Origin of the sequence: Gilliamella sp. wkB178 (assembly GCF_001690705.1) — a bacterium.
Lineage (GTDB): Bacteria > Pseudomonadota > Gammaproteobacteria > Enterobacterales > Orbaceae > Gilliamella > Gilliamella apicola_K.
In genome coordinates this window covers 140,481-158,398 of record NZ_LZGK01000001.1, presented here as the reverse complement: position 1 = coordinate 158,398, position 17,918 = coordinate 140,481, and the positions used below count along the sequence as shown (strand labels likewise).

Here is a 17,918-nt window from a genome sequence, read left to right as displayed (position 1 = left end):
TATTATCCTTGTTGTAATACTGACATCACGTTTTTAAATTGCTCACCTAAAAAGGTTAAATTACTTTGATAATGAATACTGTTATCGATAAATGCAGTACGTTCTTGATCCATTTCTACCGTATTGCCATCGGCGGCTACTTGATAAGGAATGCGGTAAAGTAAATCTTGATTAATCGCGACGGGGATAGAAGTTTGCATATGTCGATTGGAGGTGATATTAAGTTGCAGATTATTAATGCTAGTTTGTTGTTTAAGTGCTTTAATTAACTCGGCATTAAAATCAATATCGCGAGCCTGATAATTTGGCGTGTCACTATTGGCAATATTGGCAGATAATATATTTTGCCGCTGTTCACGCACATTCAAGGCTTGTTGATGGAAGTTAACAAAGTTATCTAATTTATTGAACATAAAATCATCTCATTTTGTTGCTTAATTAAGATTTTATGTTAATCAAAAAAAAATCATCCTATAAATAACGCTAAAAATAGCCCCTATTTCTACATTCAATTAATTTAGGTATACAGTAAAATCTGCTAACAAATTCGTTTAACCACTGGCACTCATGACCATTATTGTAAGATTAATCACCTTAGTTGGTATTTTAATTAGTTGGAATACCGCTATGGCAAGCTCACTGGATCAGCAAATTAATCAGTTAATTGCCCAACAATTCAGCCAAAAAATCGATAATATTGCCATTACTTACTTATCCCCCAAGCCGCAATTAAGCTGTGAACAACCACAATTAACGTTATTAAATAAGCAAAAATTTGCCGGTAAGGTAACCATTAGTGCCCAATGTGACCATAAAACCAAATTTATACAGCTAAATGTGGCGGTTAGTGGCAATTATGTGGTTGCCAAGCAAGCCATTAGTGCTGGCACAGTAATTACTGATGAGCATATTCGCTTACAATCCGGTCGCCTTGATACGTTGCCGGCAGCCGTTATTTTGGATAAAGCTCAAGCCCTTAATCACATTGCTTTACGCAATATTAAGCCTGATGAACCCATAAAAACGGCTATGCTACAAAAAAATTGGTTAGTAAAAGCCGGGCAAATAGTTAAAGTCATTATTAATGGTGACGGGTATCAAATCGTCACCAATGGTAAAACACTGAATAATGCCGTGTTAGACGATCACATCAATGTCAGACTTAATTCCGGTAATATTATTGAAGGCATAGTGACCAATGATGGGGTAATGATTAATCCATAAATAAAATTAATGCTTTTGCAATTTACGCCGATAATTAAACTAAACCCAGTATTTAAAACCTTAATATGTTAACCAAAGGAATATTATGAGTATCGATGCCAGCAAATCTGTTACTACAATATCTAAGTTACTTAATCCTAAAACCATAAGTGAGCAACATAAACGGCAACCGGCAACTGTAACGACGAAAAATAGCGCTACTATCGGTACCAATGTGAGTCTAAGTCAACAAACACTGACATTATTACAAACAACGGAACATGATGTTAATTTAGACAAAGTCACCCAAATAAAACAAGCCATCGCCGAGGGTAAACTAGTGGTTAATTCACATAAAATCGCCGATGAATTAATTAAACAAATACAGCAAGACTTGGGGCAATAAATTAGCGTTGAAAGGAAATAATTGATGTTAGAGTTGGATGAAATCTTAAATAAAATTAGTGCAATGTTACCCACTATTGCCGAAGTGTTACAAAATGAACAACAACTATTAATTAACCATAGTTTAACTAACCAATTGAATGACATCATAAATAACAAAAACCAATTACTGATTCAATTAAAATTACTCGATGATCAGCGAGTGGCGATCAGTAAACAATACAACCTAAAATCACCTTATAGCGACAATCCCAAACTTGCCAGCCAATGGCAATCAATAACTGCCACCACTAAACTATTAGCTAAAATAAATCGCGATAATGGCTTACTTATTCAACAGCGCATAGATAAAACCCAACAAGCCATTAATTACCTAAGAAACATCAATAATCCGGTAACTTATACCAACAATGGCTATCAACAGACTGAAATTGTTGCCGCTAATCGGGTTAAAGTTTGAGTACAATTAAGCTAAATCGACAGTAAACGGCACAAATAGCCAGTAAAATAGTGTCTGTTCGCGGCAATAACTTGGCTTAATTGCGTTCATACTGTAAAGGTGATTCTAATTAGACGGGATAATTTTATTAACTTCCATCATGGCTAACGATAGTGATGCAGATAAAAGCGAACAACCCACAGACAGCAAAATAAAAAAAGCCAAAGAGCAAGGGCAAATCCCCCGTTCCCGTGAATTAACTTCAGTACTAATTTTAGTGGTCGCTTTTACTATATTTTGGATAATGGGGGCCAACCTAGTTACCCATTTAATCACCATCATCAAAACCGCTATGCGGGTTGCCCCAAGTATTAATGATGATAAGCTGATGATCTTCAATTTAGTTAATAGCACCGCGGCTGGCTTTTGGGCAATGGTACCGATATTTTTGGCTTTAGTGATCATTGCCATTATCGCCCCCCTATGCATCGGCGGCTTGCTATTTAGTTTCCATTCAATTAAACCTAATTTTAAAAAATTAAATCCTATCAGTGGTTTTGCTCGCATATTTAGTACTCGAATTGTGGCTGATTTATTAAAAAGTATATTAAAAGTTATTTTGATCGCCTCGGTAGTGTTGGTTTTTCTCATCACTAATTTTTCCGATTTACTTAGCTTACCTAATATGTATTTCGCTAAGGCGTTAACCAAAGCCATGCACTTGCTCATTGTGTGCGGAATATTAAGCGTTACCGCCTTAATCCCAATGGTAGGCTTTGATATTTTCTATCAGATTTGGAGCAATTTAAAAAAACTAAAAATGACCAAACAGGAAGTTAAGGATGAATTTAAAGAGCAAGAAGGTAACCCGCAAATCAAAGGCCGTATTCGGCAAATGCAACAAGCCATAGCCCGGCGCCGCATGATGAAAGATGTAAGCAAAGCCAATGTAATTATCACCAATCCCACCCATTATGCGGTGGCGCTACAGTATGATGAAAGAACTATGTTAGCGCCTAAACTGTTGGCTAAAGGCACCAATAAAATAGCCCAGCGCATTAAAGAAATAGCTAGCGAACATAGTATTCCGCAATTAGAGGCACCACCGCTGGCGCGAGCGTTGTACCGTCATGGCGAAATAGGTGAAACCATACCCACCGAATTATATACCGCGGTGGCGCAAATTTTAGCTTGGGTATATCAATTAAAACATTGGCATAAATACGGCGGTGACAAACCAATAACGCCAAATAATTTACCCATTCCTGATTCATTATCTGACAATAAACAAAGGCAATAACCAGTCTCATGATTAAATCTAAACTACTTACATTATTATCAATGAACACCTTGAAAAACGGTCATTACCAGATCTTAGCCGGGCCATTGCTTATTCTGTTAATTCTATCAATGATGGTGTTGCCATTACCGGCATTTATTTTGGATCTCTTGTTTACGTTCAATATAGCTTTATCTATTATCATATTAATCGTGGCACTTTTTACCAAACGGGTGCTTGATTTTGCTGCCTTCCCAACCATTTTATTATTCGCAACTTTATTACGTTTATCTTTGAATGTTGCCTCCACACGAGTGGTACTACTCAAAGGTCATACCGGTAGTGCTGCTGCCGGTCGCGTGATTGAAGCCTTTGGTCACTTTCTAGTCGGTGGTAACTTTGCCATTGGTATTGTGGTGTTTATTATTTTAGTTATTATCAATTTTATGGTGATCACCAAAGGCGCCGGCCGCATAGCGGAAGTGGGCGCCCGTTTTGCTTTAGATGGTATGCCAGGCAAACAAATGGCTATCGACGCCGATCTTAATGCCGGTTTAATCGGCGAGGATGAAGCCAAAGCTCGCCGCGCTGAAGTCACCCAAGAAGCTGATTTTTATGGTTCCATGGATGGTGCTAGTAAATTTGTCCGCGGGGATGCGATTGCCGGATTACTCATAATGGCGATTACCATTATTGGTGGATTATTGGTAGGAGTGGTGCAACACGGCATGGCACTTGCGGATGCCAGCCAAACGTATGTGCTGTTAACCATTGGTGACGGTCTAGTGGCGCAAATTCCTTCATTGATTATTTCCACGGCGGCTGGGGTTATTGTTACTCGCGTCAACTCCCAAGACAATATCAGTGAGCAAATGCTCAACCAATTATTCCATAATCCACAAGTACTGATTTTAACGGCGGTCGTTATTGGCTTACTGGGCTTAATTCCGGGCATGCCTAATTTAGTCTTTTTAACCTTCACCGCAATTTTGGCTATCCTTGCTTGGTGGTTAACTAAGCAACAGCAAACCCAACCCAAAACAACAGTTAAACCGGCTAATGTTCAAGCAACCACACCAGCAAACATTGAGGCAACTTGGTCAGATGTTAATATTGAAGATACCTTAGCAATGGAAGTCGGTTATGGGTTGATCCCAATGGTTGATCAAGCGCAAAATGGTGAATTACTGGGTCGGATCCGCAGTTTACGCAAAAAATTTGCTCAAACCCTTGGCTTTTTACCGCCACAAGTACATATTCGCGATAACCTGTCATTAGCGCCTTATCAATATAAATTGTTTATCAAAGGTGGCGAAATTGGCAAAGGGGAAATTATCAATAACAAATGGTTGGCGATTAACCCGGGTAATGTCACTGAAACCATCGACGGCATACCCACCACCGAACCGGCCTTTGGACTCTCAGCGATATGGATTGATGAAACCAATAAAGAACCAGCGCAAATACTCGGTTATACCGTGGTGGATGCTAGTACTATGATTGCCACCCATTTCAATCATTTACTACAACAACATGCTAGCGATCTATTTGGTCGCTTAGAAACCCAAGAATTATTAGATCGGTTAAAACAAGAAATACCCAAATTAGTGGAGGATTTTGTGCCCGGCGTGGTTACACTGACAACTTTTCACAAAATCTTACAAAATCTGATCGCCGAAAAAGTGTCCATCCGCGATATGCGCACTATCATTGAAACTATCTGTGAGCATGCGCCAACCCAAAATGATCCTTATCAATTACTGAGTATGGTAAGGATCGCTTTAGGGAGAGTGATTACCCAACAATGGTTCCCGGGGACTGATGCCATCAATGTAATCGGTTTAAATGTTAATTTAGAGCGACTATTACTGCAAGCACTGCAAAATACCAGTAATTTAGAACCGGGGCTAGCTGAACACATTATTCAACAAGTCCAGCCGGCACTCAATCAGCAAGATGCCATTGGTGCGCCACCGGTATTATTAGTTAATCATGCATTACGGCCAATGTTGTCACAATTTTTACGCCACAGCTTTCCACAATTAGTGGTGCTTTCCAACTTGGAAATTGCTGATAACCGCGAAATAAAAATGACCGCGCAAATTGGTGCTGATTAATTAGTTTCTGTTTTTATTTTGGCTTTAACATTAGGGTTTAAATTAACAAGATATGCGGCAACTCGAGCATAATCTTGTACAAATGCCTCATTAGAGGTTTTATCCAGTCCTTGTGAATCAATGTAAAATTTATTATTTACATAAACCGCAGGGATTGAATTCGGCTTTAACTCTTTGATGGCATCGACTTGATGCGCCATGAACGCTTTGGCTAAAAAACTGTCTTTGGTTTTATCATAAGTTGCCGCATCCACACCTAAAGTTGCAAAGACTGCTTTAATGTCGTCAACGGATTGTATTTTGTGATCTCTTTGCACCGCTTGGTAAAGTGCTAACGATACTTTATCTTGCAAATCAAGCACATTTGCTACCGCCCAGGCTTCAGAAAGCTCCATGGCTAGTGGTCCAAAATCTAACAGATGATAGCGCTTAACGTTAACGCCTTGCGGCAGCGCTTGGCTAATAACCTGAGAACCATGATATTCGGTTTCAAACATGTAACAACTAGGGCAATTAAAAGAAAAAAACTCAACGACTTGTTTCTCCGGGCTTGGGAGCGTTGGTAATACGGTATATTGCTTATCAACTTGCGGCTTAGCTGTGGTTGCTGCAGCAGCTGTAGCCGCAGTTTTGGCTGCCGGTGTTTCTGCTGCCAAACAACTTACTGAAAAGACTAATGCACTTATAGCAATCAGTGTTTTTTTCATATATTTGATTCTCCCCTTTCTGTAATAATCGCGTGCATATTTAAAAGCTAATCAAAATTTCAGTACTTGATTAGTTAAATTCGCTACCAAATTCGACGGCTAATTCTACTCGAAATTGTAATAAATTGTGAGCACAATTTTTATAGCTAGCTACTAGTTAAATTATAATCACTCACCACAATGATGATACTTATACTTGCTATCGATTTGAAGCCCTCAAGCCAAGAAGCAATAATAATATAAAGTTCAAACTTACAACATCTAAATTTGTATAAATTTACCAGATATCGCATAAACTCTATTTATGCCCACCCTACTGGACATTTACCATACCAGCGAAAAGATGGCAGATAAGCAACAAAGTTGCTTATTTTATACTGAAACGTATACCTCTCAGGAAACATCTTAACAATAACTGTATCGACTAATAATTATATTCGTTAGGTTTCGAGCGTTTTACGATTTGGTGATTATTTTAATTGCGGAGTTAACGCTCGAGTAAGGGAATTTTAACGCGAAAATTCCCTTACAACCCAAACGCGGGCCTGCAGATGGTGGTCTACGACTGCCCTCCGCCTTCGCTTGGTCTTAACGCACCGGTCGTGATTTGTTCCTACAAAGCACTCCCTCGGCAAACTTCCCTGTTTGCCGTGCTAACCGCCCTCAGTTGTCGGCACCATCTAACGGCCAATTTAAAACCTAAAAACCAAGACTATTATGGAATTAATTGGTTTTTACTTCCCGCGGGGTGTGGGGAGATTGTTAAGAGGGATTCACACCAATCCCTCTTAACGCGGACGTGGCTCAGTGAGTTATTAAGAACACCTTTGCCAATACCGTCCGCAACCACACCGAACCCAAACCATAGCAAATATTAACCTTTTTCATACTGAAACGTATACCTCTCAGGAAACATCTTGACAAACATAAAAATGCCAGCGGCGTGGCTGGCGTTTTAAAAAAGCGGCTCGGGTTGCCCCTGCCGCTGCAACCGTCCTTTTATTGCTTAAACTTTATTACTCCTTATTAAACACCCGTGACTTAAGGACTAAGAACTAAGGACTAAGGATAGACACAAACCACACCGTTGTAGAGGCTGGGGATGTTGAATTCAACGTTGCCGAAGTTCGGGTGGACAACAGTGAACTGGTTCGAACCGTCGCTGTCACTTGTCCAGTAGTAGAAGTAGCCGAAGCCGGCACCGGCAGCGGTAGCGTTATAATTGACCATGAAGCCCCATTCGGTGAACAAACCCGCACCAATATTACGCTGGTAATTATTATTATTTGATAACGGCGTGGCGCCATCTATGCCATTAACGCATGGAAAGTATCTATTCACACCACACTTCGCGTTAGTTAAGTCTTTGACCTGGGGCAGACGGTAACCCAAACTACTACACCAGGATGAGTGGTAAGGATAAGTATTTACGTTAACTCCGCGGGTGACGAACCAACGCTGTAACTCAAAACCATATCTTACTACCTCATTATTACTACTATCTTTACCGACTAACACGAATGTCTGTGGCAAGCTGGGTCTAGCAATCCTACCCGGTGAGGTTGAATCTTGTTGGGCTCCTGTTGCCACCGGACCGGTGAGGGTGACGCGGATGTTATTAGCATTATCGGGGGATTGCGTCATGGTTGCGGTAATACCTCCTTGACTGACTGTTGGCCATGTCAATGTTGAACCATTAATACCACTTATGTCTAAATCAAAATACAGATTATTAGCACCGGTAGTCGGGAAGTTACGACTGTAACCTGATGATTCAGTGGATTGCACTAGAAAACCTTTATCTGGGTTCCAGATAGTGGCGGGGCCGGGTTGGTTGCCGGTGCCTTCGCGGCGCAGACTCGGTCTGGCATACCTTACGCAGATAGGCGTAGCTGGTTTTGGGCTGATATAATAAGTGACTCTACCACCTGTGAAACTACTGCTATTGGGCAGTCCATACTGAGTGGTTAAACTACCATTAGTTGCAGTTAATTCTACTTTATAAGGCGCTTCACCGCAAAGACTTAATACAGTATTACGACTGACTGTTTCACCATTCTTATCGGTAATCCGCACGCTTAAATTACCACTAGCCGTAACACCATTAGTACCCTGACCATCACCATCATCGTCACCCCAATAATTATACGGGGCACTAATTAAGTCGTTTAAGGTAATGGAATCAGTAGTGGGTGGCACCAACATACCAATATCGGTAAAACTCTGGTTTTCCTTGAGTAATACTATTGGATTACTTGCAGTTGAGGTATTATCGGCTGGGGTATAAGTGATTTTAGTTGTGCCATCAGAGATAGTAATACCTAATAGACCATCACCCGTAGTAACCTTAGTTACCCCATTATCAAAGGTTAAATATGGCTGACTACCATGAATTACCTGGGCAGTAGTGGCGGACAACGCTTGGGTAGTGGTGGCATACGGCAATAATAACAACGGCATTAAGGCTAAACAACGCTTTAAGCTAAGACCTAAACGCGGCCTACACTTAATTAGTGATAATGGCGGTAATTGCCGATTTGGCGGTAATGATTGTAGTAGCCGTAATGGTATTATTGAAGATAATTGCTGATTTTGGTAACCAGATTGCCGATTATGCCGATGGTGCGGGATTAAATCGGCGACTAAATTATCACTTTGGTGAAATGAGTCAACTATAGTGTATTGAGATAGATTTTGGACGTAAAGCTGCCAGTGCTTGTGTCTTGTGTCTTGTGTCTTCCAGTATAAGGCATGATGAAGATTCCGTCAAGTAATTTTATGTTTTATTTACACTTTTTCCATTTGAGCGCGCGAAAAATAACCTCCGCACTACTCATCGCTAAAAGTATATCGCCTTGATAAATTTTAACTACTATTTTATTGAGTTTATTTGTAAAGAATAGTAAAGATGAAGGCATTGGCTTTATTTTTAAGCTGGGTTTGGGGCTGAGTTTTATACTGAAACATACCCTTCTCAGGAAACATCTTAACAAACGTTATTGTGCTTTAGTTATTTGAATCGGTTAGGTTGCGAGCGTTTTATAGTTAGGTGATTATTTTAATTGCGGAGTTAACGCTCGAGTAAGGGAATTTTAACGCGAAAATTCCCTTACAACCCAAACGCGGGCCTGCAGATGGTGGTCTGCGACTGCCCTCCGCCTTCGCTTGGTCTTAACGCACCGGTCGTGATTTGTTCCTACAAAGCACTCCCTCGACAAACCTCCCTGTTTGCCGTGCTAACCTCCCTCAGTTGTCGGCACCATCCAACGGCCAATTTAACACCTTAAACCCTATTATCTAAATGACTTAATACCCTAGCCTATTGCGGAATGATGTTACTCAATACTGTTGGTTTTTTATTCCCCGCTTAAGTGGTGCCGAGGGAGGTAATTGGCATAGAACAGCCGGCAGGAAGCCGGATGAGCCGTGGGCGCACAAGGAGGTGCGATACGCGGCGGTTCGTTAATTGCCAATTAGCGAGCGATGTTGGTAGCGCAAACCTCTAATTCACAGGAGCCGTCGGGGGTGTTGCGAAAGTCTGCCCTCGTGGAGCCTTCGGTCGAGTTGGCACACCACATGTCCATAGAGTTACGTTTGTTGCTTGTCCAGTAGAACGCCTCGCCTCTGAAGTCTTTACGGAAGCCGCTACCGGTATAACTTGGCATGTAGCCCCATTCACTAAACAGTCCAGCACCGATATTACGTTGGTAAGTGCCTGCAGGATTTCCGTATGAATCGCGGCTAGCGTTATTAGTTAACTCTTTGAGCTCTGGCACACGGTAACCAATGCCGCTGTTTAAACTGCTACACCAAGATACAACGTGAGCATACTTATTACAATTGCTTCCGTTGTTGATGAACCACTGCTTTAAGACAAAGCCATATCTTACTACCTCTCTATAACTACTATCATAACCCACTAACACGAATGTCTGTGGCAAGCTGGGACTATTGACATGATTTGGCTCACCACCTGAATTCGTTGAATAATTTGGGCCAGTGAGGGTGACGCGGATGTTATTGGCATTATCGGGTGATGGCCTCATGGTAGCGGTAATACCACCTTGGCTGATTGTCGGCCATGTCAATGTTGAACCATTAATACCACTTATGTCTAAATCAAAATACAGATTATTAGCACCGGTAGTCGGGAAGTTACGATTGTAGCTTGATGGCTCAGTGGATTGCACTAGGAAACCTTTATCTGGATTCCAGATAGTGGTGGGACCAGCGGTACTTCCAGTACCATAGGTCAGATTTGGTTTGGCGTAACAGATTGTTGGACCTGCTTTAGGACTAATATAATAAGTGGCAGTACCGCCGCTGAAACTACTACTATTAGGCAGCCCATACCGGGTGGTTAAGCTACCAGCGGTACTAGTCAATACTAATTTATACGGTGGCACTGTAGTACCACAAGTATTAAGAATAGTATCACGACTAACAACTTGACCGTTGCTATCGGTAATACTAACAGTTAAATTTCCCGTAGCGGTAACACCATTAGTACCCTGACCATCACCATCATCATCACCCCAATAATTATAAGGTGCTCCAATCAAAGCACTTAAGGCAATGGAGTTAGTATTGGTAGGCACTAGCATACCTACATCAGCGAAACTTTGATTGGCCTCTGGAAGCTGTATTGGGTTTGCTGCGGTTGAAGTATTGGTTGCCGGAGTGAAGCGAGCACCGTTGGAAAGTTTAATACCTAATAGATCATCCGTAGTCGTGACCTTAGTTACCCCATTATCAAAGGTTAAATACGGCTCAGTACCATGGATTACCTGGGCGGTAGTGGCGGACAAGGCTTGGGTAGTGGTAGCATATGGCAACAATAGCAATGGCATTAAGGCTAAACAACGCTTTAAACTAAGGCCTAAACGCGGTTGGCGCTTAATTAGTGATAATGGCGGTAACTGCTGATTTGGGTAATTGGATTGCCGACGGCACGAAGCTAAATCTGGGATTAAATCGCGGACTAAATTATCACTTTGGTGAAATGGGTCAACTACAGTGTGCTGAGATAGATTTTGGACGTAAAGCTGCCAGTGCTTGTGTCTTGTGTCTTGTGTCTTCCAGTATAAGGCATGATGATGATTCCGTCAAGTAATTTTATGTTTTATTTACACTTTTTTCATCTGAGTGCGCGAAAAATAACCTCGTACCACTCATCGCTAAAAGTATATCGCCTTGATAAATTTTAACTACTATTTTGTTGAGTTTATTTGTAAAGAATAGTAAAGATGAAGGATTATCCTTGCGAAATTAGTTGGTTTTTATACGCAAACGTATACCTCTCAGGAAATATCTTGACAGGTGTTATTGCGTTTTAATTATTTTAATTCGTTAGGTTTCGAGCGTTTTACGATTTGGTGATTATTTTAATTGCGGAGTTAACGCTCGAGTTAGGGAATTTTAACGCGAAAATTCCCTTACAACCCAAACGCGGGCCTGCAGATGGTGGTCTGCGGCTACCCTCCGCCTTCGCTTGGTCTTAACGCACCGGTCGTGATTTGTTCCTACAAAGCACTCCCTCGGCAAACCTCCCTGTTTGCCGTGCTAACCTCCCTCAGTTGTCGGCACCATCTAACGGCCAATTTAACACCTAAAAACCAAGACTATTATGGAATTAATTGGTTTTTACTTACCGCGGGGTGTGGGGAGATTGTTAAGAGGGATTCACACCAATCCCTCTTAACACCTACGCGGCAGCGTGACTGATTAGCCGATTTTTATACTGAAACGCACCCTTCTCAGGAAACATCTTGACAGGAATTTAAATATAGAGGAATTTTAAACAGGGATTCATCACAATCCCTGTTTACCAAAGCGCAGCTAGTCTAACAACTAAAAGCCAATCTATTAAGGATTGGCACACAAGTTATAATATGAACGGCTTCCTGGAGCATTATTAATTTTACCTAGGGCTGGCTCAACATAAAAATAGTATGGTGAAGTCTGCAGGTCACCTGTCCAGTAAGCAAAAACATTAGTAAAGTCTGCTCCGTGATAATTACCTACATTTCCCCATTCACTGAAGAAACCGGCACCAATGTGACGCGTATAATTATTACCATCTGATGGCGGTGTGGCACCAACGGCTCCTCTACACTCTGCAGGGAAATCTCCTACCCGCCCTGTACATGCAGCGTTGGTCAAGTCTAGAACATTAGGTATACGATAGCCTATTGCTGCACACCAAGCTTTAGTATCTGCCCGATTAGCCTGTTTCTGTATTCCCCGATTGACAAACCACTGTTTTAACTCAAAACCATATTTTAATACTGGTGTATGACTACTGTCGTACCCGACTATCTCCATTTTTTGTGGTAAGCTAGGAAGGTTGACCGAACTCGGAGTAGTTGAAGTCATATCACCCGGTGTTGCTGCCGGACCGGTAAGAGTAACACGTATAGCAGTAGTATATGTGCCTAGATCTGGTGCATGTTCCATGGTGGCAGTAATACCTCCTCTAGTAACAGAAGGCCACTCCATTGCTGAAGAATCCATACCACCTATAACTAAATCAAAATACAGATTATTAGCCCCGGTAGTCGGGAAGTTCTTACCGTACGATGCCTCATCAGTTGATTGAACTAAGAAGCCATTATTTTGATTCCACATATTTTTTGGGCCAGGAGCACCATCAAGCAAAGGCTTAGCAAAGCAAACTGTGGCTGCTGTTTTCGGATTAATATAATAATAAACTCTAGTATCAGCAAAAGTTGCACTATTAGGAACTCCATATTGCGTACTCAACTTACTATTAGTACTGGTTAAGGTTAATTTATAAGGTGCATTACAAACTTTTAACACCTCATTACGGCCAACCGCATTACCCATATTATCCTCAATTTTTAGACTTAAACTACCGGTAGCCGTTATGCCATTTACTCCTTGCCCATCTCCATCATCATCGCCCCAATAATTATTAGGAGGACCAATCAGATCGTTTAATGTGATTGAGTCAGCTGTGGTGGGCACTAACATACTAATATCTGCGAAAGTCTGATTTTCCTTGGGTAACAATATTGGGTTAGCCAAGGTTGAAGGATTATTTGCAGGAGTGTAAGTGGTTTCAGTAGTACCGTCAGATAGGGTAATACCTAAAAGACTATCAGTCGTCGTGATTTTAGTATTACCATTATCAAAAGTTATATAAGGCTGGTTACCATTAATAACCTCTGCAGTAGTAACTGATAAGGCTTGGGTAGTGGTGGCATAGGGCAATAATAGCAACGGCACTATGGCTAAACAACGCTTTAAACTAAAAACTAAGTGCAGCGGGCGCTTAATTAGTGATAACGGCTGTAGTGGTTTTAATAGCGGTAACTGCTGATTTAAGCCGCTGGGTTGCCGACGGTGAGGGGCTAAATTAGGCACTAAAGTAACACTTTGGTGTAATGAGTTAGCTGCAGTGTGTTGAGATAGATTGTGGACGTAAAGTGGCCAAGGCTTGTGGCTTGTGGCTTGTGGCTTACAGTGTAAGGCATAACGATGATTCCGTCAAGTAATTTTATGTTTTATTTACATTTTTCCCATCTGAGTGCGCGAAAAATAACCTCCGTACAACTCATCGATAAAAGTATAACGCCTTGATAAAAATTAACTACCGTTTTGCTCCTTTTATTTGTAAAGAATAGTAAAAATGATGGGATTAGCTTTATTTTTATACTTAGTTTTATGCTGGATTTTATACTGAAACATACCCTTCTCAGGAAACATCTTGGCATACATTCAAACTTGGTAAAATGGTAAAGAAGGATTAATACTAATCCCTCTTTACCAAAGCACAGTAAATTTACCAATTTAAATCCACCAACTAAGGGTAGACGCAAAGCCCACTACCGTAACCAGTGGTGAAGCTGTCAACGTTGCCATTGCTCCAGCCGACATAGTAATGGTCCGTCGAACTGGCGCTGTCACTTGTCCAGTAGACGTAAAGGTTGTTGAAGTCGGCAGCGGCATAAGTAAACATGTCGCCCCATTCAGTAAAGAAACCAGCACCGATATTACGCTGGTAATGATTACCATTTGATGAAGGCGTGGCGCCCACTGAACCTTCGCAAGAAGAACCTGATGTGCCATTTCCCGAACAGACCGAGTTAGTTAAGTCTTTAACTTTGGGGAAACGATAACTGCCTAGTTTTGAACACCATGAGGTGTGATTAGCAACACTATCTATTTTATGTCCACGTTTAACGAACCAATGCTTTAATACAAAGCCATAGCTTAATACCTTTCTATGGCTACTATCATAACCGACTAACTCGAAGGTTTGCGGCAAAGCGGGAGTGTCAATGGTACCCGGTGATTTTGAACTCGATTGGGACGATGTTGCCGCCGGGCCAGTGAGGGTAACGCGTACTGAGGAAGCGCCATCAGGGTTAAAATAATCATCTTTAGGCGGGTTGAGCGCCATGGTAACAGTAATGCCACCCTGAGTGACATCCGGCCAAGTTAAAGTGGCAGCATCAATACCACCTACCAGTAAATCAAAATACAACTTATTAGCCCCGGTGGTGGGGAAGTTACGATCGTAGCTTGATGGCTCAATTGATTGCATTAGGAAACCGTTATCCTTGCTCCAGATAGTGGTGGGGCCTTCGAAGTTCCATCCTGGATAGTCCGAGTCATTATTTGAACCACGTTTCAAATTTGGTCTGGCGTAACAAATTGTAGGCGCAGCTTTAGGACTGATATAATAGGTAGCGGTACTACCGTTGAAACTACTACTATTGGGCACCCCATACTGGGTAGTTAAACTACCAGCAGTACTGGTTAATTCCACTTTATAAGGCGCATGACAGATGTCTAAGCTGGCACTACGACTCACTGTTTGGTTCAATTTATCGGTAATAGCAATACTTAAATTACCCGTAGCAGTAATACCATTAACGCCCTGACCATCACCATCATCATCACCCCAATAATTATATGGTGCACCAATTAGAGCGCTTAAGGCAATGGAGTTGGTAGTAGTTGGCACCAGCATACCAATATCAGCGAAACTCTGATTGGCTACGGTGAGCTGAATTGGGTTGGCTGCGGTTGAGGTATTGGTTGCTGGTGTAATGTGTGTACCGTCGGATAAGGTGATACCTAACAAATCATCGCTAGTAGTGACTTTAGTTACCCCATTATCGAAAGTTAAATAAGGTGCACTACCATTAATTACCTCTGAGGTAGTGGCTGATAACGCTTGGGTAGTGGTGGCATACGGCAATAATAGTAACGGTATTAAGTATAAATATAACTTAGATAAGCGCTTTAAGGTTAAATTAAATAGCTGAGATAACCGCGATAAAGTTAGATAGTTAAGAGTTAAAATAACCCTTGGGTGTAATGAATTAACTAAGGTGTGTTGATAAAGATTTTGGGCATAAAGCTGCCAGTGCTTGTGTCTTGTGTCTAAAATTATAAAGCATATTGTGCGATCCGTCAAGTAATTTTATGTTTTATTTACATTTTTTGGTTTAATTGTTAATAAATTAAACTAAATCCATTTTTTGCCCTTAAAAGTATAACGTCTTGAAAAATTTTAACTACTTTTTTTATTTGATTATTTGTAAAGAACTGTAAAGAAGTGTAGTTTTTGTGTTTTATAGCATAGACTCTATTTTACCCACCATACTGAAATTTGAAATACTAACTTAAAAAGTAAACACCACTATGTGTAGCTGATTTACTTTTTAAATAATAATGGGTACTTATCGTAATAACCCAATTCATGGGAAATAGCCTTAGCGGCGGTAGTTAAGGCCTGAACAATGTTATCCAGATTATGTAGTTGCAACCTAGCTGTAGAAAGTGAGATTGATACCGAATAATTAACTTTTTTGGCAATATCAAAAATCGGTAAAGCAATGCAAGATACGCCAATTTCATTTTCTTCTTTATCGTAGGCAATTCCTGTTTGGCGTATTTTTGTCAATTCTTTATACATATCATCCAGATTAGTGATGGTATTTACTGTTAATTGATTAATTAGCGTAATATTTTGGTGCCAATATTGTTCTACATATTGTGGATCTGGGTGATAAGCTAAAAAAATCTTACCCATTGCCGAACAGTACAAAGAAAGAGGTTGACCAATATAGGCTCGGGTTTTTAACATCCCCATAGTTGGCTCTAATTTGTAAATGAATACTGCTTTTTCACGTTCAAACATCGAAAAATTAACGGTTTCACCAGTAATCAAATTTAATTTTTCTAAATGTGGGGCAGACACATTAATTATATTCAGTGAAGATAAGACTTTTTGACCAATTGAAACAAATCTAGCCGTTAAACGGTAACTACCAAAGGTTTGTGTAGGTGTTACATAGCCACAGGTTTGCAGTTCTTGTAAAATCCTATGCACGGTGCTTTTATTCATGTTAGCTTTTTCCGCTAAAACCGCTAACGGGCAGCCATTTGGGTAATTACTTAATGCCTCTATAATTTTTAAGCCTTTATATAAACTCTGATTACCTTGCGATTTAGTATTCTGCTTTGATGTTGTTACGCCCATGCTTCCTTCAATTTTTATATGATTTTACTAGCGTTAGTTGGTACAAAACTATAAGTTTGCTTAAAACTTAAGTCAACATATTTGTGTATTACGTCACATTTTTAAAATAAACATCGTTTAATGTAATTTTTTTGATTGACGTTTCATTTATAGAAACGGTATTTTAGATTCATCATCATTTAAATATGAAATGGCATTTTGATATACAAAATCATTTGTATAGAAAATACTACTTAAAGGAGACATCAAAATGATAGTCACATTTGAACAGTTAAAAAATGAATTTGAACGCGTACTTTTGGCTCGTGGTGTAAGCAAAGAAAAGGCTCACGACTGTGCCACCATGTTTGCCCAAACGACAGAATCAGGTGTGTATTCGCATGGTATCAATCGCTTCCCTCGATTTATACAACAACTTGAAGCGGGCGACATAAAACCCGAATCAGAACCAACTAAAGTCTTAGCGTTAGGTGCCATTGAACAATGGGATGCTCACCGAGGTATTGGTAATTTAACTGCCAAAAAAATGATGGATAGAGCTACAGAGTTAGCCGCGCAACATGGCATCGGCCTGGTTGCCTTGCGTAATGCAAATCATTGGATGCGCGGTGGTAGTTATGGTTGGCAAGCGGCAGAGAAAGGCTATATTGGCATTTGTTGGACCAACACTATTGCAGTAATGCCACCATGGGGAGCCAAAGAATGCCGCATTGGCACTAACCCGATCATTATTGCCATTCCGGGCAAACAAATCACCATGGTTGATATGTCAATGTCGATGTTCTCTTATGGCATGCTTGAAGTTAACCGCCTTGCTGGGCGTCAATTACCCGTTGATGGTGGTTTTGATGATCAAGGTAATCTAACCCGAGATCCTGGTATTATTGAAAAGAATCGCCGCATTTTACCTATGGGCTATTGGAAAGGTTCTGGCTTATCAATTGTGTTGGACATGATTGCCACGTTACTTGCAAATGGTGCTTCTGTTGCCGAAATTACCGAAGAAAAATCTGACGAATATGATGTTTCACAGATTTTTATTGCCATTGAAGTAGATCGTTTAATTGATGGAAAAACTCGCGATGAAAAATTAGAACGTATTATTCAATATGTAAAAACGGCTGCTCCATCGCAAGCCGGTGAAGAAGTAAGGTTACCGGGCCATGAATTTAGCCGTTATTTAGAAGAAAATCGTCGTAATGGGATCACTGTTGATGATTCTGTTTGGCAAAAAATTAAGTCACTATAGTTA

At 40.6% G+C, this 17,918-nt stretch carries 15 protein-coding genes; 8 read left to right on the top strand and 7 right to left on the bottom strand.

Going from position 1 to position 17,918, the window contains the following annotated elements; translation table 11 throughout:
• Positions 1–2: 2 nt before the first annotated feature.
• Positions 3–413 (bottom strand): flagellar basal body rod protein FlgB, encoded by a 411-nt coding sequence (gene flgB, locus A9G13_RS00710; protein WP_065555715.1) that lies wholly within the window; start codon positions 411–413, stop codon positions 3–5.
• A gap of 154 nt (positions 414–567) precedes the next feature.
• Here flgB and flgA point away from each other — a divergent pair, with 154 nt between their 5' ends.
• From flgA to flhA, 5 genes are all read left to right on the top strand, one after another.
• Positions 568–1,224, top strand: coding sequence for a flagellar basal body P-ring formation chaperone FlgA (gene flgA, locus A9G13_RS00705; protein ID WP_065555714.1), 657 nt, complete (start codon positions 568–570; stop codon positions 1,222–1,224).
• Positions 1,225–1,309: 85 nt separating this feature from the next.
• Positions 1,310–1,609: a flagellar biosynthesis anti-sigma factor FlgM gene (gene flgM / locus A9G13_RS00700; protein ID WP_065555713.1), complete on the top strand. Its 300-nt coding sequence runs from the start codon at positions 1,310–1,312 to the stop codon at positions 1,607–1,609.
• A gap of 24 nt (positions 1,610–1,633) precedes the next feature.
• Positions 1,634–2,068 (top strand): flagella synthesis protein FlgN, encoded by a 435-nt coding sequence (locus A9G13_RS00695; RefSeq protein ID WP_065555712.1) that lies wholly within the window; start codon positions 1,634–1,636, stop codon positions 2,066–2,068.
• Positions 2,069–2,207: 139 nt separating this feature from the next.
• Positions 2,208–3,347 (top strand): flagellar biosynthesis protein FlhB, encoded by a 1,140-nt coding sequence (flhB, locus tag A9G13_RS00690; protein WP_065555711.1) that lies wholly within the window; start codon positions 2,208–2,210, stop codon positions 3,345–3,347.
• 41 nt (positions 3,348–3,388) lie between these two features.
• Complete coding sequence (gene flhA / locus A9G13_RS00685; protein WP_065555789.1) at positions 3,389–5,443, top strand: flagellar biosynthesis protein FlhA; 2,055 nt, start codon at positions 3,389–3,391, stop codon at positions 5,441–5,443.
• On the opposite strand, the gene A9G13_RS00680 is transcribed toward flhA, so the two are convergent.
• On the bottom strand, positions 5,440–6,150 hold the full coding sequence (locus A9G13_RS00680) for a DsbA family protein (protein ID WP_081301107.1): 711 nt from the start codon (positions 6,148–6,150) through the stop codon (positions 5,440–5,442). The genes flhA and A9G13_RS00680 overlap by 4 nt on opposite strands.
• A gap of 1,062 nt (positions 6,151–7,212) precedes the next feature.
• A complete protein-coding gene (locus tag A9G13_RS00675) occupies positions 7,213–8,610 on the bottom strand; it encodes a hypothetical protein (protein WP_065555710.1) in 1,398 nt (465 codons plus the stop codon).
• A gap of 59 nt (positions 8,611–8,669) precedes the next feature.
• On the opposite strand from A9G13_RS00675, the gene A9G13_RS11115 reads away from it, so the two are divergent.
• Entirely contained in the window at positions 8,670–8,828 is a 159-nt protein-coding gene (locus A9G13_RS11115) for a hypothetical protein (protein WP_176701930.1), read from the top strand.
• 795 nt (positions 8,829–9,623) lie between these two features.
• On the opposite strand, the gene A9G13_RS00670 is transcribed toward A9G13_RS11115, so the two are convergent.
• Positions 9,624–11,000: a hypothetical protein gene (locus tag A9G13_RS00670; RefSeq protein ID WP_065555709.1), complete on the bottom strand. Its 1,377-nt coding sequence runs from the start codon at positions 10,998–11,000 to the stop codon at positions 9,624–9,626.
• Positions 11,001–11,059: 59 nt separating this feature from the next.
• Between A9G13_RS00670 and A9G13_RS00665 the strand changes: the two genes are divergently transcribed.
• On the top strand, positions 11,060–11,263 hold the full coding sequence (locus A9G13_RS00665) for a hypothetical protein (RefSeq protein ID WP_065555708.1): 204 nt from the start codon (positions 11,060–11,062) through the stop codon (positions 11,261–11,263).
• 752 nt (positions 11,264–12,015) lie between these two features.
• On the opposite strand, the gene A9G13_RS00660 is transcribed toward A9G13_RS00665, so the two are convergent.
• The 3 genes from A9G13_RS00660 to A9G13_RS00650 all read right to left on the bottom strand — a co-directional run bounded on the left by A9G13_RS00660 (position 12,016) and on the right by A9G13_RS00650 (position 16,666).
• Complete coding sequence (locus A9G13_RS00660) at positions 12,016–13,536, bottom strand: hypothetical protein (protein WP_065555707.1); 1,521 nt, start codon at positions 13,534–13,536, stop codon at positions 12,016–12,018.
• A gap of 439 nt (positions 13,537–13,975) precedes the next feature.
• Positions 13,976–15,379 carry a hypothetical protein gene (locus tag A9G13_RS00655; RefSeq protein WP_065555706.1) on the bottom strand — a complete coding sequence of 468 codons (1,404 nt, stop codon included), beginning with the start codon at positions 15,377–15,379 and terminating at the stop codon, positions 13,976–13,978.
• Positions 15,380–15,838: 459 nt separating this feature from the next.
• Positions 15,839–16,666, bottom strand: a complete 828-nt coding sequence (locus tag A9G13_RS00650; protein ID WP_065555705.1) for an IclR family transcriptional regulator — start codon at positions 16,664–16,666, stop codon at positions 15,839–15,841.
• Positions 16,667–16,916: 250 nt separating this feature from the next.
• Between A9G13_RS00650 and yiaK the strand changes: the two genes are divergently transcribed.
• Positions 16,917–17,915 (top strand): 3-dehydro-L-gulonate 2-dehydrogenase, encoded by a 999-nt coding sequence (gene yiaK / locus A9G13_RS00645; protein WP_065555704.1) that lies wholly within the window; start codon positions 16,917–16,919, stop codon positions 17,913–17,915.
• Positions 17,916–17,918 lie beyond the last annotated feature (3 nt).

Coding starts and splice junctions, on each gene's coding strand:
- flhB (WP_065555711.1), top strand. CDS start 2,208: ATGGCTAACGATAGTGATGCAGATAAAAGCGAACAACCCACAGACAGC.
- flgA (WP_065555714.1), top strand. CDS start 568: ATGACCATTATTGTAAGATTAATCACCTTAGTTGGTATTTTAATTAGT.
- A9G13_RS00680 (WP_081301107.1), bottom strand. CDS start 6,150: ATGAAAAAAACACTGATTGCTATAAGTGCATTAGTCTTTTCAGTAAGT.
- A9G13_RS00670 (WP_065555709.1), bottom strand. CDS start 11,000: ATGCCATTGCTATTGTTGCCATATGCTACCACTACCCAAGCCTTGTCC.
- yiaK (WP_065555704.1), top strand. CDS start 16,917: ATGATAGTCACATTTGAACAGTTAAAAAATGAATTTGAACGCGTACTT.
- flgB (WP_065555715.1), bottom strand. CDS start 413: ATGTTCAATAAATTAGATAACTTTGTTAACTTCCATCAACAAGCCTTG.
- A9G13_RS00665 (WP_065555708.1), top strand. CDS start 11,060: ATGGCGGTAACTGCTGATTTGGGTAATTGGATTGCCGACGGCACGAAG.
- A9G13_RS00650 (WP_065555705.1), bottom strand. CDS start 16,666: ATGGGCGTAACAACATCAAAGCAGAATACTAAATCGCAAGGTAATCAG.
- flhA (WP_065555789.1), top strand. CDS start 3,389: ATGAACACCTTGAAAAACGGTCATTACCAGATCTTAGCCGGGCCATTG.
- A9G13_RS11115 (WP_176701930.1), top strand. CDS start 8,670: ATGGCGGTAATTGCCGATTTGGCGGTAATGATTGTAGTAGCCGTAATG.
- flgM (WP_065555713.1), top strand. CDS start 1,310: ATGAGTATCGATGCCAGCAAATCTGTTACTACAATATCTAAGTTACTT.
- A9G13_RS00675 (WP_065555710.1), bottom strand. CDS start 8,610: ATGCCGTTGTTATTATTGCCGTATGCCACCACTACCCAAGCGTTGTCC.
- A9G13_RS00695 (WP_065555712.1), top strand. CDS start 1,634: ATGTTAGAGTTGGATGAAATCTTAAATAAAATTAGTGCAATGTTACCC.